This is a genomic window from Erysipelatoclostridium sp. DFI.2.3 (assembly GCF_019132535.1).
Lineage (GTDB): Bacteria > Bacillota_I > Bacilli_A > Erysipelotrichales > Erysipelotrichaceae > Clostridium_AQ > Clostridium_AQ innocuum.
Map to the genome: position 1 here is coordinate 128,316 of NZ_JAHOOJ010000011.1, position 20,796 is coordinate 149,111.

Here is a 20,796-nt window from a genome sequence, read left to right on the forward strand (position 1 = left end):
AAAAAAATACATGTTATTCCACTTCGATCAGTGCCGCATCCGCCTTACGGATACTCAGCTCATAACCGCGCACGGTAAGCTCGATTGGATCTCCCAGCGGAGCAACCTTGCGGATATACACTTCCGTGTTTTTGGTAAGTCCCATATCCATCAGCTTTTTCTTAACCGACCCGGTAGAATTTAGTCTGCGGATCGTGACACTGTTTCCAGGTTTTACTTCCTTTAATGTCATGCTCATTTCCCTCCTATTTCACATGGATGCGGTTGGACAGGCTCTTATCCAATGCAATCCGTGTATCCTTTACATGGATGATGACATTGCCGCTCAGCTCATTCACCACGCTTACGTCAGCACCCTCTACAAAACCAAGTGCCGCCAGATGACTGCGAACCTCATCCTTACCATTCACCTTTGCGATTTGAAAGTTTTTTCCAATCGGTGCAGCTGTCAGTACCATATGTCAACCTCCTTTGTTAGCAAACACTAACCTTTCACATCCAAATATTAGCACAGGCTAACATGCCTGTCAACCAGTTTTTTCCTTGTATGCCCTTTCAGTCTTCGACTGTCAAGGAATATGCCCGAAGACAAATGTAAAGAAACGATTTTATCAAAGGCTTTCTAAACGAAATGCAGACCGAATGATCTGCACACGTTTTTATGCATTGGCGAAGCGTTCTCCCAAGGACTCACAGGCATCCAGGCCGTCAGCATCCGGTGTGTAATTTATAATCAGTCCGTTTTCAAACAGATTGGCTCCGGCTGCTTCCACACGTTCCTCCCAGCTCTGCATCCATTCACCGCTGCCCCATCCGTAGGAGCCAAACAGCGCAACCTTTTTATTCATCAGAGTTCCTTCTGCCTGCATGAAGAAGGGTTCAAATTCTGACTCCTCCAGTACCTCCGCGCCCATGGCAGGACATCCGAAGATAATGTAATCATATGCGGATACATCCGGCTGATCTGCGACATGAACGACATCAGCATGCTTTCCTGCCTTTTCAACGCCCTGTGCAACAGCATTTGCCATAGCCTCTGTATTTCCGGTTCCTGACCAGTATGCGATAAGAATATTCATGTGATTCCATCCTTTCCTAAGCTGTTATCAGCTGTTCCAGAGGAATGCCTTCCTGCAGTTTTTCCAGAGTACATTCCATGCTCTGCAGAAAGCGTGCCGTTGTTTTTCTCGCACGGGAGAGATTGTGATAAATCTTCCAGTATCCGATTTCCTGATAATTTTTTCCGTTGTTCTGTATAAACGACACAACATCATCCAGCGGATATCCGAGAAAGACACCGATTTCATGAGGAAAGCATTCCTTGCACATATGTTCCTGCAGATGATAAAGCGCCTGTCTGGTCGTCACAAAGCCGTATCCGAAAGCAGACAGAAACTGCTGTATATCCTCCTGACACAGATGCGTATCCAGAAGATCCTTGTGATATACGAGGATCAGCTTGAAATCCGGTGAATGCTTCATAATCTGAAGATAAATCCGTTTTGGATTCAGACAGCGGTTATATGCCAGAACAAGTTCTTCTACATTTCCAACTTCACTATCTCTGCAGCTGAACAGACAGGAAGGCTTCATACCCTCCAATGTTGGTGCTGCATAGTATGCAATCAGTTCAACAAACGACACGATGTTTCCTCCTTTATGTTAGATTAGTCTAACTATAGTTCTAATAAGAAACAGAGGAATCCCTCTGCCTATTAAATTATCTTAATCTAACTTATGGAATAAGTATACTTCATCAGGGCTCCGTATGTCAATCTCTTTTGAAGCTTTTTTGCATTTCTTCTTACGACGTTTCTTTTCTGAAAGCATGATTCTTCTTTCTATTTTGTATTCGCTTATCGTATGTGTCCTCTAAAGCCACTTATCGCTCTTTTTACATCCTTTTTTTCTATCCTATGTTTTTGAATGCTTTTATGAGTCCTTGTAAAGTTGCTCTTAGCATATTCTGATAGAGATCGTCGCAGTATGTGAGCGCAGGCAGCTTATAAAAAGAGTATGCTTATCATAAGGAATGCGTTCATCAAGCAGGCAAGCAGAAAATGGATACAACAGGTTTTCGCATCCCCTTCTGCATACGGCAAGAGCGATTGCATACAGGAAATGGCATTGACACATTTTGTTAGCTGTGTTAAACTTTATCCGAAAAAGGGGGTGAGATGATGGCAACCATCATCATACTCATACTACTCGTTTTGTATATTGTCTTTGCCTTCCATCGGTCAAGAAAAAGAATAAAAAACGGCTGCTGCGGTGGCGGCGGACCTGTATTCAGAGACAGCGTACAGACGGATCAATATGCAATACATGAGCAGTATCATATACGCGGTATGCATTGTGAAAGCTGCGCGGCAAGCATTGAACACAGACTTAATCAGATGCAGGATACGGCTGCCCTTGTAAATCTTCAAAAGGAAGTTGTCGATGTATACAGCAATCATCCGCTCAATAAAGAGGAGCTGTTTCAGGCCATTCAAGCATTGGGGTATGAAGCGTATGAGTGATATCAGCTATAATCGCCGCGTTCACTATTACATCGCCCTGTATGAGTTGTTTCAGGAGCAGGAATGCCTGCACTGCATGGATATCGCAAGAAAGCTGTCCATCTCACTGCCGGCTGCCAGCCGTATGCTACAAAAGCTGATCAGTGAAGGTTTGATTGAGAAAAAAAGCTATCAGAGCATCTGTCTTACACAGGCTGGAAAGGGACAGCTGCAGACAACCTATCACACATATTGCGAGCTGATTTCCTATTTTTCCCGCATACCCACTTTCACCGAGGAGGACCGTCTGGAAAGCTCCCTTCTCTGCCTGGGTTCCTTTCCGCATTCCCGCATCGAAAAGCTGGTTAGGAGTGCAGACTGTATAGGAACAGAAAAAAGGTGTCAAACACTTAGATAACACATAAGTGATGACACCTTTTTTTGTATGCAGATCAGATTTTTATTTTTCTTCCTTGACCGCAAAATACTGATTGGTTGCTGCTGTGATTTCCGTTGCCAGATCACGCTGCTGGAAGCTCTCTTTTCCGCTGTCGCATAACGGGCACAGATAATCATCCGCTTCCTTTGTGAAATCCTCACCGTCATAGGTGTATCCACAAATACTGCACATCCATGTCATATCGTATGTCCTCACTTTCTCTGTGAATTATTATACACAAGAAATGCACATCTGTCATTTTATTTGCCAGCTGATATAGCTGCGAATCCCTGCCGCAGGTCTTCCAGTATATCGTCAATATGCTCAGTGCCAATGGAAAGCCGTACAGTCTGCGGTGTGATTTTAACAGCTGCCAGCTCCTGTGCACTCATCTGTGAATGGGTTGTGGAGGCCGGATGAATTACAAGGGATTTCACGTCCGCCACATTTGCAAGCAGCGAGAATACGGACAGGGATTCCGTAAAGGTTCTCGCCTGTTCCTCACTCCCCTTTATTTCAAAGGTGAAGATGGATGCGCCTCCCTTTGGATAATAGCGTTCATACAGTTCTTTCTCTCTCCCCTGTGCAAGAGAGGGATGATGCACCGCAGCGACCTTCGGCTGCTTCTGCAGAAAGTCAACGACCTTTCCTGCATTTTCTACGTGGCGTTCCACACGCAGAGATAATGTCTCCAGCCCCTGCAGCAGAAGAAATGAATTAAACGGGGACAGACATGCTCCCTGATCACGCATCAATGTAGTCCGGATCTTCATGATATAGGCGATATTCCCCACGGCTTGCGTAAAGACAACGCCGTGATAGGAAGGATTAGGTTTTGACAGCCCCGGGAATTTATCGTTCTGTTCCCAGTCAAAGCGTCCTCCGTCCACAATGACACCGCCCATAACCGTTCCATGTCCGCCGATGAACTTGGTTGCGGAATGGACAACGATATCCGCTCCGTGCTCCAGCGGACGGAATAAAAACGGTGTGGCAAATGTATTATCAACAATCACCGGAATACCATGACGATGGGCGATTTCGGATACAGCCTCCAGATCGATGATATCCGCATTCGGATTTCCAAGGGATTCCAGATACACAGCCTTTGTGTTATCCTGAATGGCTTCTTCGAAGTTTTTCGGATCACTGCCGTCCACAAATGAGGTCGTGATGCCGCTGTCTGTCAGTGTGTTGGCAAACAGATTATAGGTCCCTCCATAGACCGTAGAGGAGGAAACGATATGATCGCCGCAGGTCACGATATTGCGGATCGCATAGTCGATTGCCGCAGACCCGGATGCCGTAGCCAAAGCCGCAGCGCCATTCTCCAACGCGGCCATCCGCTGTTCAAACACATCCGATGTCGGATTCATCAGACGGCTGTAGATATTGCCCCCCTCACGTAAGGCGAAACGCTGTGCTGCCTGCTCGGAATCCTTGAATACATAGGATGTTGTCGCATAGATCGGTACTGCTCTTGCATCGGTTGCGCTGTCTGGCTCCTCCTGTCCGGCATGCAGCTGCAGGGTTTCAAATTTATATACTTTCTCTTTCATATTGCTCCCTCTCTTTCAAATACCTAGTGTTTTAGTAGGCTTATTGAAATTATACGGGGTGAATGCATGGATGTCAATAAATTTTCACAGTTTTATGAAAATAATGTCATAAATACTGAAAATTATTTCATAAAGGCGTATTGTCTTTCTAAATAGCCTCTGCATGACAAAATATCATTACTGCGACAGCGACTGTACAGCATATCACATGGAGAAACCTGCAAATCGCTTCTTTGCTGCTTACCATAAGGAAAGCACATGCTACAAAACTATAAAAAAGAGTCAAGGAAACCATATTGAATTCCCTTGACCCTCTCCTTCTTTACTTGATTTGCAGCTCTTTTTTCTTTCTCAATATCCATAGGATACTGCCTGCCACAAGAGCACCGAGCATGCCTAATGCGTATATCTGCGCCTGTGTTTTATCACCTGTATCGACACCCTTTTCCGCTTTGTCCACACTTCCCTTATTCTGAGCTTTCTCAGATGTATCTGCCTTTGAAGCATCAAGAGGTGTGTTCTCCTGAGAATTATCAGGTTTACCCGTATTCGGAATGTCCGGTTTTCCTTCCGGCGTACTTTCCTTGTCATTCTCCTGCGGTTTATTTGTATCCGGAGTTTCTGAAGGCACATTGTTATCACCGGAATCTGCTTTTTCTATCGTAACCGGTGCGATTGCATCCATACCGGATACCTCATTGACCGCATATACATCGTTTACGGTTTTCAGACTGTCTTCGATTACACTTACTTCCGCCTTAGTTCCAGCGGCAAGCTTCAATTCCACCATTCCAAGACGCAATTCATCCTGTGCATACAGATGCTCATCACCGGAAAGATAAATGGTCAGCCTCCCGGTATCCTCCTGATAGCGCCATTCCTGTACATCGCTTTTGATATCACGGTGAAACCTGAACTGTACATGTTCTTTCAGTACCTTCCCCTGCTTCGCCTTGATCTGAAAGCTCAGTTGTAAGGAACGTATCGTATCCTTGGTATCGGATGGTATGAGTACGGTCTCTACCTGATTCTCCTTCGCGGTAAGGATAATTTTTTCAATCGTATCCGCCTGAATAGCGATGGGACCTGCCAGCAGGCAAATCAGTAACAGGGATACTCCTCGCTGCAGCCATGTTTTCATCAGCCTTCTCCTTTCTTTTCCTTGCTTTTCAGTATTATTTTGTCAATGTGATTTCCGGCAAAATCTCCGGAATCTTGACGAGCAGGGTATCGCTGACCAGCCGCTGTCCCTCATTGGTCAGGGCATTGTCCACACGATACAGCTCTGCACGGACTTTTTCAGGCAGCTGCTCAACGTTCAAGTCTTTTTCTGCAATCCAGTATACCCAGGTACCCTCGGAAACCTCACCAAGCAATGCATTCTGTGGATTTGGGGCAAAAATAACCTGATTGGCAATCAGAGAACCCTCTGCGTCTGTTCCGCCGATGATAGTTCCTGCTTCATCATACAGCATAACGACATTATAAGCCGGGTTTCCCTTATAGGTTCCTGTAAAAATCAGAGATCCCTTTTCAATCTTCTGTTCCTCATGCGTTTCATCTTTCTCCTGAAGGATAACATCTTCTTTCAGAATACCGATCGACGCTGTCTCTGCCGCTTCCTCATTATAAAATTCGATATTATCACCCGTTGGTCCCAGAATATCCAATTCCGGAATGACCAGTGTGCTGTTTTTCTTGTTTAAAGCAGTGATACGTACATAAACAGCATCATAGGTTGCTATCCATGGATCGTTGTCCGCATTTTGGAAATAGACAGTTGCCACATCATCCTTAAAGTCGAAGGCTCCTTCTTTAAGCTTTTTAAATGTTTCGCCATCCTGACTGATTTCAATCCTGTAATCTGTCATATCGTAACGTTCATCCGTACCGCGGTGATAACGCAGGGCTGTCACTTCCGTGGTTTTTCCCATATTGATCGTAATCTGCGGATCTGCATTTGTAGATGCACCGGTATAGGTGTTTTCTTCTGCCGTGCCGTCATCAATCATGCGGTATGCCGCTGATTTCAGCTGCGGAGCACATGGATCCTCTCCTTCTGCCGGCTTCTGTTCATCATCTTTTGACAGCATATTCGTCGTGATGGTCCAGCTGTCCTTAACCTGACTGCCGTCACCCTCTACCTTGACTGGAGAAACCTGTACGGCCGCTGAGCGGTTCAGGAATTTATCAATCGCAGTCACCTTATAGGAAACAGAGCGGTTGCTTACTGGACCCAGCTGATCTGTGAATTTGTTGTCCATGGTAAATCCGACAACCTCATCCTTTTGCTTTCCCTGATCATAGGTCGTTCTTACAATTTCATAACCAAGAATCGCTTCTGCCTGATCCGCAGTATTGCCCAGTGTCAGTGTTACGCTGGAGCGATCATTCTTTGAAACAGATGCAGTGGCAACATCCCTGCCGCTGATACCTTCACTTGCGCCATGCTCGATTTCATAGGCACGTGCTTCATCATTTACATAATAGATGGCGCGTGCTTCCTTTTCAAACTGCTGCATATATGCTTTGGTATCCGCATCCATCACCATACCCCAGCGCTGGAAGAAGTCACTCAAATCCTTTTCTGCCGCAGCACTCGCCAGACGCATGATATTCTGTTCGGCATCCTTGCCAAGTGTCAGCTTGATACCATTGGGAGCAGGTGCCAATGCTGTATTTCTTGCATAGCTGTCTACGCGCGCAAAGAACAGATTTTTGAATATTTCATCATAATCCGCATAGGTCCTGTAATTATATCCGCGATCATATGCCAGATGCAGCTGCCAGTACATTCCAAGCTGTGTGAATACATTGTCACTCCGCCCCGTTACATTGGATGTTACTTTTTTGTATACATCCTCATATTTGAACCGCACACCGTTATTCGTCTCATCTGCCTGTGCCAGAAGGGAGAAATAATTGTTTGTGATTTCAGCAATTGCATAGCTTCCCTGATTGATGTTATGTCCGATTTCATGAGCAATGCCCCAGCCGAAGTATGTTCCAACCCCGATTTTCTTTCCGTTTTCATCAACCTCTACCGGCTTGCTGTTCACCAGTCCGCGTGTGGAACCCCATTCCACACCGATATGATTGCCGGATGCATACATAAAGGCGCCGTCAAACATTTTCATGTATCGAATATTCAAATGCTGTGCAGGTAAATGATTCTTGTCCTTCACATTTTGTGCAGTACCTTCCTTAAAGTTATCAGTGAGTCCCTTATGCTGATAGAAAAGCGTCATCATGTCATCCATTGCGTTAAGGGAAGCATTCAGCTTTTCAGCGCCTGCCTCTACAGAGCCGTCATTCACCGCATTCCAAACCTGAGATGCCGGTATGGAATACATCATCTGATCCAGCATGATATCCGTGATATTCAAAACACACGTTTTCTCGTCGTATGCGTAGGATACCTGCTCATTGCCCTCTGTTTTATGATCTTTCTCATGCTGCTGCTGCAAATTCGGGACAAAGTCTTGCAGCTCTTCGATGTAGGTACGGATTCTTTTCATTCGTTCTTCTTTATCCTTTACCTGATACAGATCAAGCGTTGGAACCCTTGTGCCTGAGCTGACTCTTACTGCATACTGATCCGTGTCCTTGTTTCCGTTATATTGAAGATAGAGCGCGCCGCCCTTTTCAACATCGGTAGAAGTAATCTGCGGAATCGTTATTTCATTTCTGCCGATTTTCAAATTGCCGACCGTCTTGGCAAATCCGCTTGCCTCCGCATGCTGCTGTGTTGCAACAAGACTCAGGGAACTGTTCTGCCCGGTTTTCATCCCCGGATTTCCTACATAAATGACCAGCTCCTGTCCTGCATAAGCACTGATACCCAGCGGCTGCCATGCATTCAGACCACCTACAGAGATACCGGAATCTTTGTTTGAGCGAAGATTGGCATGTACTGCAATCGTATCGTTCAGCGTATCCTGTTCCGCATACAGCTGCTTCGCTGTATCCAGTTCCACCTGCAGTGCTTTTTGATCCGGATGATATTCTCCATGATTCTTGGTGTCAAGACGCTGCTGCAGTGTATTCAGAAGCTCTGTGTCCACATCCTTTGCCAGTGTCAGATGAAGATCATCAGCAAATAATGCCTGAATATCCGATTCCAGAGAATCGTATTGGAAGAAACGGATTTCTGCCACCATGATATTTCTTACACCGCCGGATGTAGTCAGACCAAAACGCACGCGGCTTGTCTTAATCGGCTTTGCCAGCTTGATCACATAATATTTTCTTCCCTGTCCGTCATCCTTCTGTTGTATGCGAACATTCGATGCCTGTACTTCCTTATTCTGTTCACTGTCCCAATAGTAGATTGCCGCAGCTCCATAGCCGACCGTATCCATCGGTGCAGCCAGTGTGAAGCGATCCATTGTATACTCCTGATCCAGCTGTACGGTAGTTCCCCACTGCCACTGGTGATAGCTGACCGCGTCATCCCAGTCCTCTAAACGATAGTAGGACTCATAGCTGTCATCCACAAGACCGTTGGCACTTTGGGCATCTGTATCCAGACTGCTGTTTACCATGCTTCCGACAACATGCTTTGCAGAGACGATATGCTGTGTGAGCTTTCCTTCTCCGTTGGAATCATTGATCAGCTTATAGGAAGGCATCTGCGCACGCTTTACACTTAGCGTGGATGCCTTAACCTTCATGGAGCCTGGACCCTCTCCCAGTTCATTAACACCCGTGACGTACAGAATATACGTAGTTTCATCCTTTAAACCTTCCAGCGTGTAACTTGTTTTTTTGATATTGCTGATTTTTGTAAAGGAATCTTCGGTCTCTTCTTTGTAGAATACATGATAGCTATCTGTATCCTTCATGTTTTTCCAGGATAAGCTTATGGAGCGGTAACCGCCGGACGCCTTTACATCATCCGGTGCCGCCGGCTTACTGCTGGTCTGTGGCGTCAATGTTATCGGTGCAGAATACCCGCTTTTCCAATCACCGTTTACAGACTGTACAGAAACCATATACTCCTTTTTGTTTTCCAGCTTGTCCTTTTTAAATTGTGTGACGGTCACACTTGGTACCGTTGTTTTGACAACCTCACGATATCCGTCTGCCTCAATTCGCACCTCATAGCCCGTTACGTTTCTCTCCGGAGTCCATGAAACTGTGAATTTTTTATCTCCGGAAGTTCCCTGCAGATTTTTCGGTATATTCATCTCCGGCTCCGGAATACGTGTTTCCATGTCATTTAGAAATTCAACCTTGGAAATCTCGACCAGACTACCCTGCGCCTGTGTCGTTTTGGTTACCTTGATCGTCACCTTTTTCACTGCAATCTGATCACCGAGATGCACAATCAGATTTCCCCTCGCATCCATTTCCACATAAGGAGAGGACGCAGTACGACGGGAACGGTAGTAATTTACAATTGGCACCTGCAACGGCTCATCCTGTCCCTCGATTTCAACAAGAATCATTCCATCCGCAATATTGTTTACACTCTCAAGCGGTGCCTGAATGGTAAAGCCTTCCATGCGGATCGGGTTTTCATTCTGCTGAAAATCAAAGGTCAGCTGCAACGGATGGTCTGTACTGATCGCCTGTCCGTCGGCATGTTTCAACGTCACAGCAGATTCCGCAGCCAATACATCCTCCAGCTTTCCGGAAACGAGTTGCGTTCCCGCTTCAATGGAAACACCTACAGCGCTTTTTGGAACTCTTCGTTCTATAGCGGAGGTTTGCGGCTTATATTCCCTGCGCTCATCATAGAGCCTCTGTAAATCCGCAAGATCCACCGTTCCATCCTGATTGATATCATAAATGCTGTCCGCACTTCCCCGATCCAGCGCATCTACGAAATCCTTAATTTGTACATTCGATGCCGCATATGCCAGCAATCCCGGCTGTACATCCTCAAACAGCTGCGGTGCTGTACCAAGATACAGCTGAATGCTTTGATCATACCCGTCCATCTGAAATATCTGCTCATATGTTCGATACCCTTTCGCAGCCACCTGCAGCGTATAGGTGCCTTTCGGAAGATTTTCGAAAACAGCAGATACAGCGGAAGCTCCCTGCGCAGCCTCCAGAACAGCAGTTCTTGTTTCCTCCTCACTGCCGTGCTTCAGCGTCAGTTGAAAGCTCTGACGCTCAGACAATCCTTTTCCTGTTAAAAAAGAAACGGTAATACTGCCGTTGATCTGTTTTCGAACAGGCTCCTCTTTGCCCTCATTGCTATTTTGTTCTATGGGAGTTGTTCGTGGTTTTTCATCTTTTTGATCCTGTGTCTGCGTTTCTTCCTCCGAAGCATTCTGTACCGGCTGTTCCTGTTCTTCAGCTGCTTCCGGTTGCGGTTCCACATTCTGCACCTGCACTTCATCTGACACTTCTGCAGGTCCTTCAGACTCTGTTTCAGCCTTCATATAGCCGGAAGAAGAACCAAGTGTTAGTTGCATCAGCATACATCCAGCCAGGATCAGGGAAAACCATCGTTTCATAACCTCCTCCACCCCTTTCTCTGTAAGAGCTGCACAGATAATCATATACAGCATTACCGTAAAATTATAACCGTTTTTGCTTTCTTAAGGCAATAAAAAAGCTCTTTTTTTATCAAAAAGGTTATAATTTAAGCTATAAAACCAACATAAAAAAACAAATGCTTCGCAAAGGTTATGCTTTATGTATATTTGCTGTGATCAGGAGAGCAGATATATGATGGTATGAGAATTTCAGTCTTTTAAAAAACAATGCACATCGTCAGCCTGATAAAAAAAAGCTGCGGGAGTATACTCACACACAGCTGTATTTCTGTTTCATTGAAAATTCTGAAATTCTATATAACAATCAGCTTATTCTGTACGCAGGGCGGTAACCGGATCCTCCTGAGCCGCCTTCTTCGATGGGATCAAACCGCCAATCAGTGTCAGAATGACACTCAGGACAATCAATATGACACCGCCTGCCAGCGGTAAAGCAGCACTGACCTCCACATTTCCTGCCAGATGGTGAATGAGCATATTGCCAGGTATGAGCAGCAGCAGGGTGATTATGATTCCAAGCAGACCTGCCAGCAGACCAATGATGAATGTCTCCGCATTGAATACCTGCGAAATATTTTTCTTGGAGGCACCGATTGCACGCAGAATACCGATTTCCTTCTTTCGTTCCAGTACACTGATATAGGTGATAACACCAATCATGATGGACGATACCACAAGTGAGATGGCGACAAAGGCGATCAGTACATAGCTGATAACATTGATAATATCAGTCACCGAGGACATCAGTGTACCCACATAATCGGTATAGGAAATCACCTTGTCCTCATCCACCTTCTCCATGTTTGCATTATAGCCATCCAGTACATCGATCACCTTCTGCTTGCTTTCAAAATTCTTCGGATAGATGCTGATGCCGCCCGGCTTATCAAGATCGGCATATCCAAGATTTTTCAAATTACCGTCATAGGAGGAGACCTCTGTGGTCATCAGGGACATCATCAGCTCGGAAAGCTCTTCTTCATTCATATTCATTTTGATTGCCTTGGAAAATACGCTTGCGTCGATCTGAATTGCATCCTGCATACTGCTGGCAAGATGTCCAAGCTGGCTCTGCAGCTGTGTGCTCAATTCCTTTTGCAGCTGTGCTGTGAGTGTGGATGTATACTGTGTCATGATCGTCTGCATCTGCTTCTGCAGCTGTGCTTCAAACTGCCCGGTCAATCCGCTTTGCTGCAGCAGCGTGCTCATTTCCTTCTGAATCAGCGCCTGTGCAGAATCACTCTGCAGGTAGGCAAGGAAATATTCATTCATCCTGGTAGGATCAAGCAGTGCATGCTCGACCATATATTTCTGAAAATCCGTCTGCAATGCCGTTGCCAGCGACTGCAGCTGCTCCTGTGAAATCTGAACATCCAGACTGGACAGGATATCTTGAACATCAATCTGCGGCAGCTTGGACATATCCATCTTGATGCCACTGAGATCAAGCTTGGACATATCCATATTCAGCTTACTCTGATCAAAGGAAAAGGCCTGCTTCAGCATCTGTGTATCCACCGTGAATAACGAATTCATATCGAATGCTTTGCTGCTTTTGTCTGTAAATGACTTCCCGGTAAATACATCCGTATTCGGCTTTGCCAGCTGTTTCTTCACGATTTCACTGTTCTTGGCCTGTTCGATCACATGCATCGTCAGCTCGGCCGGATAGCCGATTCCTGCCTTCAGCATCGTCGCGGTCGCTGAGCTGCTTGGCTGAACAACACCGACGATTTTTACATCTTCACCGTTTTGAACCAACTGCTTCATATATTTTTTATCTTCTGTTTTATCCTTATACACATGATAGGTTTTATCATATACATAATAATCAGCGGCATCGACTAGCTTATAGGTGGTTCCCACAAGCTCCTCATAGCTGTAGGAGCGGCTCTCATCCGGAACGTTTACCTTCTCATCTCTGGAGAACTGCTCCACCATTTTGTCAAGCTCCTTATAGTCGCGAAGCCCCAGTGTGTACAGCATAAAATCATTGATATTGCCATTCTTTGTCAGAACGAGTACACATTCATTATACTGCTTCGGCCATCTCCCTGCCTTGATATCGTATTGATCCTCATACAGCCCGGTATCCTGCGGCATCTGATAAAACACATCCGTGCTCATCATGGAGGACATCATGCTGTTGGTGTTGCTGGAGGAGCCAAAGCCCAGTGAGGAAAAGGAGGTATCCGGATGTACCTGACGCACAGTATCCGTTTTCGTGCTGTAAATCTGCGGAGCCACTGTATAGGTGTATTCAATCGAATTGGTATTTTCCTCGATATCGGTTTTTCCGCTGTCCAGATACTGCTTCAGTGATGTCAGATCATTGGAGCCGATTTTTGAAAACATGTTCGTAATCATTTGAGAAACATGAATTTTATCTTCCTCATCATCCCCCTGCTTTTGGCCGGGATGGGCATCTGTCATCATGGATGTGATATCAAAGCCTGTACTCTGAATTTGCAGCGGATATTCAGACAGGGTTTCTTCCTCAATGGATTGAATATACTGATTCACACCGTTGGAAAGGGAAAGGATCAGTGCGATTCCGATAATTCCGATCGAACCGGCAAAGGAGGTCAGAATGGTTCTCGCCTTTTTGGTACGAAGATTATTAAAGCTCAGCGACAGTGAGGTCAGAAAGGACATGGAGGACTTCCCCATAGTTTCATGCTTGGGCGGTTCCAGCCCTTCCTCGCTTACTGCATAGGGATTGGAATCACTGCGAATCCTGCCATCCCGCAGCGATACGATACGGGTCGCATAATCCTGTGCCAGCTCCGGATTGTGGGTTACCATGACGACCAGGCGATCCTTGGCAACCTCCTTCAGCAGATTCATTACCTGTACACTTGTTTCACTGTCCAAAGCTCCGGTCGGCTCATCCGCCAGCAGGATATCCGGATCATTCACCAGTGCACGCGCTATGGCAACACGCTGCATCTGTCCGCCTGACATCTGATTCGGCTTTTTATGCCCCTGATTGCCAAGTCCAACCTCCTCCAGAGCCTTTCTGGCCTTTTCTCTTCGCTCGGCCTTGGATATACCGGAAATCGTCAATGCAAGCTCAACATTGGCCAGCACTGTCTGGTGCGGTATCAGATTATAGCTTTGAAACACAAAACCGATGGTATGATTTCGATACGAATCCCAATCTCTGTCACGGTATTTCTTTGTTGAAATTCCGTTGATGATCAAATCTCCCTGATCATAACGATCCAGTCCTCCGATGATATTCAAAAGCGTCGTTTTACCGGAGCCGCTCGGTCCCAGTATAGCGACAAACTCATTATCACGCAGATTCAGGCTAACGCCATCCAATGCCTTCTGGATCAAACTGCCTGTCTGATATTGTTTGTATATATTTTTTATCTGAAGCATAGAAAACATCCTCTCTTTAACAGTCCCCGCTTTACACAAAAATAGGTTTGTTATGTGAATTATACCGCAAATGTGGCATGAAATACAGGAAAAGCTTTCAAGAATCATTAAAAATCACAGGATGTTATGATTTTATCAGACAGTTTCTGATCCTGCAGCAGCATGAGCTATGTGCTGAATCATAAGAAAAGGGAATCGATGTTATCCCGATGAAAACAACCGATTCCCTTAGTATACAGCACTTCTTGCTTCAAATGTTTCTATACGCTCAACGGCACTCTAAAAACTGCTTCGTAAATGCGCAATAGCCTTTTGACAGCCGCTTAAGCCCCGTGCGCATAAGTGCATTGGGACAGGCTATGTTGATTCTTATAAAATCCTCTCCGCTTTTTCCATAGGCAGAGCCTTTGGAAACAAGAAGACCGTGTTCCTTATGCAGATAATCACAAAACTGATCCACAAAGGGATGCAGTACATGGCAGTCAATCCACAGCAGATACGTCGCCTGCGATTCGACAGCATGCAGCTCAGGGAGCTGTGTTTTCAGATCGTGCTGTGCCGTTTTTTTGTTGGCACTGATGTAATGGTTCAAATCCTTCAGCCAGTCCTTTCCCTCAATCCATGCGGCAATGGATGCTTCACAGGCAAAAACATTTGGTTCCGCGACCTCATCCGTATGGAAGCCGCGCCATATCCGATTGCGTATCCCCTCATCCGCAATGACAACACAGGCAGCCTGTAATCCGGCAAGATTAAAAGCCTTGCTTGCGGACAGACAGGTAATACTGTTTTGCAGACATGATGTATTTACCGAGGCAAAGGGAAGATACTTTTTTCCAGGCTCACAAAGCTCACAGTGAATCTCATCACTGATGACGATCACATGATGCTTCCTGCAGAGTGCATTGATCTGTGTCAGCTCCTCCCTGCTCCATAATTTGCCAATCGGATTATGCGGATTGCACAGGACCATCAGTGATGTAAGCGGATCCTGCAGCTTCTGCTTTAGATCGATAAAGTCAATTTCATATACCCGAGCGTGCAGTTTCCATCAGTGTGGTATGACTGCATTCTATATTGGTGCTATACCAGAGCGGATATTTCCACTTGAAGATGCTGTTGTGAAGACGAATATTGCGGCTTTCTTTTAACGGGGATTCCCCTTGGGCAAAGGTGCTGTCCTCCACCTGTACATCCGATGCATGAAATAACGCTCTCTCTCCTGTTACATATGCCTGTTTTATCGTATCCATGCTTACTACCTCCTAGTTGTTTCATCCTGTGATATTTCCATCACGCTTTTTTTCCCAGCTCATAGGCTTCGTTTAAGATTTCGGGATGTTCAAGTACTGCATCCATACCATCGATCGAGGTACCATACACCACGGCCTTTAACGAACTCTTTTCAAAGCAGTCAATCCAGCCCTGCAGACCCTTGATCACCCCGTCCATTGCATGTTGCTCAGAATCAGCGGCGGTCGTTAACAGATAGATATCTTTAAACTTATAAGGAATCGGAAACAACGGATTTGTCCGATCCAGCAAAGTTTTCATCTGTCCGCACATTTCATAGAAATATACCGGTGTCGCAAATGCGATAACATCCGCTGCTGCCATCTTTTGTATCAGGATATCCGCATCATCCGGCATTGCACACTGCCCCTGCCTGCTGTGCTGGCATGTCATGCAGCCTGTGCAAAAATGCATAGCACAACCTTGCAGCGAACATTTTTCTACCATATGACCTGCCTCCTTCGCACCCTTTACAAATGCATCCGCAAGACGTTCGGAATTTCCATTTTTTCTTAAGCTCGTACTGATAACGATGATATTCTTCATAAAACTGCCTCCTTCTACCACGTTTGGTAAACTGTTTATGTTACAAATATTTTGGATAGACGATATAGCTTCCTACTCTACGGCATGAGCTTTATGCCTTTCCTTATGTGTGGTAGCCTGTATTCTGTTCCTATCTGTTTTTATATCGGCTCCGCTGATGCGGAAGCCTGTTCCTTATACACAGACTTATCACATGGCATACGTAACTCTAAACTATGCTTTTTTCGTTCTGCTTCCTTCCTGTATCCTTTGCTTTCTGTTTCACATATCGTTCCATAAAGCATTGTAGTTTTTGTATAGTATACATAAAGACCGGCAAACACAGCGAGTGTATAACAGAGGATTCCAAAAAATGCGGCAATATCCTTCCTTCTCATGTTCCACCTCCTGTGACCGATTTCAGCTTCTGTAAAACAGCATCCAGACAATCCAGCGTTTTCTTTATCCGATGTGCATTCTTCAGATGCAGATCGCGGCGCTCTTGTAACATTTCCTTTCTCAGCACCCGGGTATCGTCTTCTGATTCTGCTAAGGAACAGTATGCTTTTATCGTTTGAATATCAAAGCCCAGTGCATGTAAACACAAACAGGTTTCCAGTCGCTGTACAGCGAAACAGCAAAGACAATCCCTTTCCAGATCATCTTCAAAGCCCTTCAATAACCCTGCATGAAGGAAGGCTTTGATCACATCCTTTGTCACAGCATACTGCCTGCAAAATTCTTTCATGTTCATATCTCCGCCTCCCTTCAGGAAAAATCTTCCTTATGTTTCGCTGTTCTCAATTTCATAGATCAGATAATCCATGCAGTCAACTGCTTTATATTCCTTTTCTATTTGTTCCTGCAATTGTTTGCAATACATCTCAAGCATAGCAACAGCTTCTTCTCTATGCGGCGATTCTATAAGTTTTTCATATTCCCGAATGATATCCTCTTGACAACCGCATTCCTTCATGTTCCATAGTGTGTTTTCAATTCCCTTTTTCATTTTTCAACCCTCTATATAGTTTGTAATAATTTTCTAAATTACAGTAGTGTAAAACGATGATTATGGATACTCTTCGATCCGTAATCGTGACCGCTCTTTTTTCCTGTATGTCACATGCCACGCACTGTGGTATAATGTGGTATAGATTACAGCACCCGAAGAATAAAAATGAAGCATTTCATTCTTTATGGTAGGTTGTTATAGCGCTATTATGGGAACTGTGCAGCATAATCGAACGGCTCTGCCCCATGATGGGAAACGAAAGTATTTTCTTTCATAACAGTGATCAGGAGGATATCATAATGGAATTAAGAGTACTTCATTATTTTCTTACAATCGCACGTGAACAAAGCATATCCGGTGCAGCAGAATTTCTGCATATATCTCAGCCGACGTTATCCAGACAGATGAAGGATATGGAGGATGAGCTGGGAAAACAGCTGTTTGTCCGCAGCAATCGAAAAATCACCTTAACGCAGGAAGGCAGGATTTTAAGAAAACGGGCAGAGGAAATCCTTGATCTGGTAAAGAAGACCGAGGATGAGATCACCTTACAAGATAATGTGACAGAGGGAGATCTTTATATCGGAGCAGGTGAAACACATGCGGTATCCGTTTTGATCCATGCCGTTCAGCAGCTGCAAAAGCAGCAGTTTCAGCTCCGCCTGCACATTTCCAGTGGAGATACAAAGGATGTGCTGGATGATCTGGATAAGGGGCTGATCGACTTTGGACTTGTGTTTGGTATTTTTGACAAATCGAAATACGATTATATTGAGCTGCCCTGCAAAGATACGTATGGTATTTTAATGCGAAAGGATAGTGAGCTTGCGGAAAAAGATGTCATCGTGCCAGAGGATTTATGGGATAAGCCTCTGATTTGCAGTCGTAATTCCAAAAATAATGAAGATAATATTTTCCAGTGGCTGCAAAAAGATCCTACTCAGTTGAACATCATCGCAACCTTCAACCTTCTATACAACGGTTCTGTCATGGTGGAAAACGGTATCGGCTATTCCTTCGCTTTAGACAACATCATTCATATATCGGATGAATCCTCCATCTGCTTTAAGCCTTTAGAGCCACCCCTGCGTGTCGGTATGACATTGATATGGAAAAAATATCAGATTTTCTCCAAAGCTTCTGAAAAATTTCTAAAGCAGCTGCAAACCGTAATAGCAAATATGGAGAAGGACACATAGCGGGATGCCGTATCCATCCTGATTCAAATAACGTCAATTTCTCTAATACGTAAATATAACCTCTTTGTTTCCTTCCTTCCATGCCTGTGCAAGTGCCTCTGCGTCATCCACCTTTCCAAGGGATGTGTAGGAATACGCAGTGGCAAAGTCTTTATAGAACAGCATCGGGCAATCCCTGCCAAACATCTTTACATCACCGGTATGAATTTTCGTTGCACGCTGTGCATCTGTTGGCAGATTCTCGTCCATATATGCGAAAAGTTCATTTCCATTCAGCTCCTGTATCGTTACCGTCATGGGGAAACGCTTTAAAAATGCACGGGCAGATTCAGAATCATGCAAGGATAACGTGAACGTCTTTGTACCGATGAGAGCCTTCACACGCCGCTGTTCTTCCTTTACTTTCTGTTTTTGGGATACCGTGTTATTTTTATATTTTGTGATATTTATCATTCCCTGCAACCTTTTGATATTATCCTTTCCGGAAACTGCTTCTCCCAGTGCATACAATGTATCCGAGGGCTGACCATTTTCATAAAACAGGACAATGTTGTTCCATGGCTTGTAATATGCCAGCGTGCCTGAAGAAGCTACAGCCTGTGGTGTATCCTGCGCTTCCAACTCCTTCAAGGGATGAAAGATTTTTTCATTATCGCTGTAGTCTTCCACGTTCACACGCAGCGGCAGCTGTTCGTAAAAAGACTTGGCAGCTGGTGATGAGAACAGCACAAAGCGTACCGTAGTATCGTGTTCGTCCTGTATCATGATTTCCATAGTACTTTCTTCCTTCACGGTGCCTCTGTCAGTGGGATTGTTTTTCCCCGCTGTTTGTCTTTGCCGAGTACAGCCAGCACACAGCAGCAATCCCATGACAGCCAGTATTTTTATAAAATGATTTTTCATATACCAAACCTTGATTTCCAACAGAAACCTCACATACTTTCTTTAAAGATCTGAAGGATTTCATCGCGGTTAAGAATCTTATAACCACCTTCCATAAGCAGTGTGGCATCCACAAGATCTTGCATCATATCCTCACGCACACCAAGCTCTGTAAGATGCATGATCAAACCGAGATCCTTCATCCACTGTTCCATGCGATCAAGACCTTCTGCCGCGATTTCCACTGGCGTTTTTCCATGCGGATTTACATTCCAAACATTCTGTGCAAAGCGGACGAATTTTGACAGACCATACGGACAAAGGAAACGATAATATGCCATGGACACTGCTGCCAGCGTCATGCCATGCGTCGCATCCGTACAGGCTCCTACCGCCTGTCCCAACATATGTACCATCCAGTCCGTCGTCTTACCTTTTGCGATCAGTGTGTTCAATGCCCAGGTTGCCGTCCACATGATGTTGCTGCGGGCTTCATAATCCTGAGGATTTTTTATAGCTGCATAGGAGGAATGAAGAATCGAACGCAGCAGTCCTTCACTGATATAATCGCTTGTATTGTCATCTTCTCCGGAAAAATACTGTTCACATATATGATTGAAAATATCATAGATACCGGAAACCATCTGATATTTGGGAAGGGAATACGTATATGTCGGATTCAGAATTGCGAATTTTGGAAATACGTTTTCACCAAACACATGACCGATTTTCAGCTTCTGTTCATGATTGGTGATCACCGCACCGCCGTTCATCTCCGAACCGGTCCCCACCATGGTAAGAATGCAGCCTACTGGAACAATCTCACAGGATACATCCTCCATCCGCAAATAATATTTCTCCCACGGATCTTCTTCGCAATGAATGGAAACAGATACAGCCTTGGCATAATCGCATACGGAGCCGCCTCCAACTGCCAATATGAAATCCACCTGATTTTTTCGTGCAATGTCACAGCCTTCCCGCAGCTTTTCCACGGTAGGATTTGGCATGACTCCGCCATCCTCATAGATTTCTTTTCCATTTGCCTGCAGTATTTCACATACTGCATCATAAACTCCGTTTTTCTTAATCGAACCTCCTCCGTATACAAGTAAGATACGGTTGCCATAGTTTGATAATTCCTCATGCAGATGGGAAAGTGCATCCTCACCAAAATAGAGCTTTGTCGGGTTTACATAACTGAAATTTCCTAACATATACTGTCCTCCTTATTGCCCTGATAAGAGCCTCTCGTGTTTTCAACACGTTATGTTATTTTTTGTCACCTTGCTGTTTGTTCATGGGTACGATTCCCGATGTACTGTAGCCTTAGGATGTATGTGGCAGATGCTCAGGAAAGCGTGTTGCCTTATCCATCCCTCCGATTTCTCTACCCCCAATCCAAATTTCACATACAGCTTATGATGTATTGATATGCTTTATTTTCTGATCAGTCTCCCTTTCATTTCCTATCATCATCATACCTT

20 protein-coding genes are annotated in these 20,796 nt (G+C 45.0%); 3 read left to right on the forward strand and 17 right to left on the reverse strand.

The window, feature by feature from the left end; all coding sequences use genetic code 11:
* Positions 1–13 precede the first annotated feature (13 nt).
* From KSZ58_RS12790 to KSZ58_RS12805, 4 genes are all read right to left on the reverse strand, one after another.
* Entirely contained in the window at positions 14–232 is a 219-nt protein-coding gene (locus KSZ58_RS12790) for a ferrous iron transport protein A (protein WP_008817518.1), read from the reverse strand.
* A gap of 13 nt (positions 233–245) precedes the next feature.
* On the reverse strand, positions 246–458 hold the full coding sequence (locus KSZ58_RS12795) for a FeoA family protein (protein WP_002610528.1): 213 nt from the start codon (positions 456–458) through the stop codon (positions 246–248).
* A 201-nt stretch (positions 459–659) separates the two neighbouring features.
* Complete coding sequence (locus KSZ58_RS12800; RefSeq protein WP_002610526.1) at positions 660–1,079, reverse strand: flavodoxin; 420 nt, start codon at positions 1,077–1,079, stop codon at positions 660–662.
* Positions 1,080–1,095: 16 nt separating this feature from the next.
* Entirely contained in the window at positions 1,096–1,644 is a 549-nt protein-coding gene (locus KSZ58_RS12805) for a DUF3793 family protein (RefSeq protein WP_008817519.1), read from the reverse strand.
* A gap of 536 nt (positions 1,645–2,180) precedes the next feature.
* Here KSZ58_RS12805 and KSZ58_RS12810 point away from each other — a divergent pair.
* Positions 2,181–2,522 (forward strand): FeoB-associated Cys-rich membrane protein, encoded by a 342-nt coding sequence (locus KSZ58_RS12810; protein ID WP_009270985.1) that lies wholly within the window; start codon positions 2,181–2,183, stop codon positions 2,520–2,522.
* Complete coding sequence (locus KSZ58_RS12815) at positions 2,506–2,919, forward strand: MarR family transcriptional regulator (RefSeq protein WP_008817521.1); 414 nt, start codon at positions 2,506–2,508, stop codon at positions 2,917–2,919. The genes KSZ58_RS12810 and KSZ58_RS12815 overlap by 17 nt, the downstream gene beginning before the upstream one ends.
* A gap of 42 nt (positions 2,920–2,961) precedes the next feature.
* On the opposite strand, the gene KSZ58_RS12820 is transcribed toward KSZ58_RS12815, so the two are convergent.
* From KSZ58_RS12820 to KSZ58_RS12875, 11 genes are all read right to left on the reverse strand, one after another.
* Positions 2,962–3,141 carry a rubredoxin-like domain-containing protein gene (locus KSZ58_RS12820; RefSeq protein ID WP_002610519.1) on the reverse strand — a complete coding sequence of 60 codons (180 nt, stop codon included), beginning with the start codon at positions 3,139–3,141 and terminating at the stop codon, positions 2,962–2,964.
* A gap of 59 nt (positions 3,142–3,200) precedes the next feature.
* The gene (locus KSZ58_RS12825; protein WP_008817522.1) at positions 3,201–4,499 is read right to left on the reverse strand and encodes an O-acetylhomoserine aminocarboxypropyltransferase/cysteine synthase family protein; all 1,299 of its coding nucleotides are present in this window, start codon (positions 4,497–4,499) and stop codon (positions 3,201–3,203) included.
* Positions 4,500–4,821: 322 nt separating this feature from the next.
* Entirely contained in the window at positions 4,822–5,640 is an 819-nt protein-coding gene (locus KSZ58_RS12830; protein WP_008817523.1) for an LPXTG cell wall anchor domain-containing protein, read from the reverse strand.
* A 34-nt stretch (positions 5,641–5,674) separates the two neighbouring features.
* Positions 5,675–10,969, reverse strand: coding sequence for a fibronectin type III domain-containing protein (locus tag KSZ58_RS12835; protein WP_233104385.1), 5,295 nt, complete (start codon positions 10,967–10,969; stop codon positions 5,675–5,677).
* A gap of 351 nt (positions 10,970–11,320) precedes the next feature.
* Positions 11,321–14,398 (reverse strand): ABC transporter ATP-binding protein/permease, encoded by a 3,078-nt coding sequence (locus tag KSZ58_RS12845; protein ID WP_009270988.1) that lies wholly within the window; start codon positions 14,396–14,398, stop codon positions 11,321–11,323.
* A 268-nt stretch (positions 14,399–14,666) separates the two neighbouring features.
* The gene (locus KSZ58_RS12850) at positions 14,667–15,371 is read right to left on the reverse strand and encodes an aminotransferase class I/II-fold pyridoxal phosphate-dependent enzyme (RefSeq protein ID WP_008817529.1); all 705 of its coding nucleotides are present in this window, start codon (positions 15,369–15,371) and stop codon (positions 14,667–14,669) included.
* A gap of 52 nt (positions 15,372–15,423) precedes the next feature.
* Positions 15,424–15,651, reverse strand: a complete 228-nt coding sequence (locus KSZ58_RS12855) for a DUF3737 family protein (RefSeq protein WP_009270989.1) — start codon at positions 15,649–15,651, stop codon at positions 15,424–15,426.
* 40 nt (positions 15,652–15,691) lie between these two features.
* On the reverse strand, positions 15,692–16,237 hold the full coding sequence (locus tag KSZ58_RS12860) for a flavodoxin family protein (RefSeq protein ID WP_009270990.1): 546 nt from the start codon (positions 16,235–16,237) through the stop codon (positions 15,692–15,694).
* Between the two features lie 140 nt (positions 16,238–16,377).
* Entirely contained in the window at positions 16,378–16,614 is a 237-nt protein-coding gene (locus KSZ58_RS12865; protein WP_009270991.1) for a hypothetical protein, read from the reverse strand.
* Entirely contained in the window at positions 16,611–16,970 is a 360-nt protein-coding gene (locus tag KSZ58_RS12870; RefSeq protein ID WP_161129347.1) for a hypothetical protein, read from the reverse strand. Before KSZ58_RS12870 ends, KSZ58_RS12865 begins: the two co-directional genes overlap by 4 nt.
* Before the next feature lie 30 nt (positions 16,971–17,000).
* Positions 17,001–17,225 carry a hypothetical protein gene (locus KSZ58_RS12875; protein WP_008817534.1) on the reverse strand — a complete coding sequence of 75 codons (225 nt, stop codon included), beginning with the start codon at positions 17,223–17,225 and terminating at the stop codon, positions 17,001–17,003.
* A gap of 302 nt (positions 17,226–17,527) precedes the next feature.
* Here KSZ58_RS12875 and KSZ58_RS12880 point away from each other — a divergent pair, with 302 nt between their 5' ends.
* Positions 17,528–18,427 (forward strand): LysR family transcriptional regulator, encoded by a 900-nt coding sequence (locus tag KSZ58_RS12880; RefSeq protein ID WP_008817535.1) that lies wholly within the window; start codon positions 17,528–17,530, stop codon positions 18,425–18,427.
* A gap of 42 nt (positions 18,428–18,469) precedes the next feature.
* Here the strand turns inward: KSZ58_RS12880 and KSZ58_RS12885 are convergent, their stop codons facing one another.
* Together KSZ58_RS12885 and KSZ58_RS12890 are read right to left on the reverse strand one after the other, a co-directional pair.
* The gene (locus KSZ58_RS12885; protein WP_308125158.1) at positions 18,470–19,363 is read right to left on the reverse strand and encodes a cyclophilin-like fold protein; all 894 of its coding nucleotides are present in this window, start codon (positions 19,361–19,363) and stop codon (positions 18,470–18,472) included.
* Positions 19,360–20,526 (reverse strand): iron-containing alcohol dehydrogenase, encoded by a 1,167-nt coding sequence (locus KSZ58_RS12890; RefSeq protein WP_008817537.1) that lies wholly within the window; start codon positions 20,524–20,526, stop codon positions 19,360–19,362. The genes KSZ58_RS12885 and KSZ58_RS12890 overlap by 4 nt, the downstream gene beginning before the upstream one ends.
* Between the last annotated feature and the right edge of the window lie 270 nt (positions 20,527–20,796).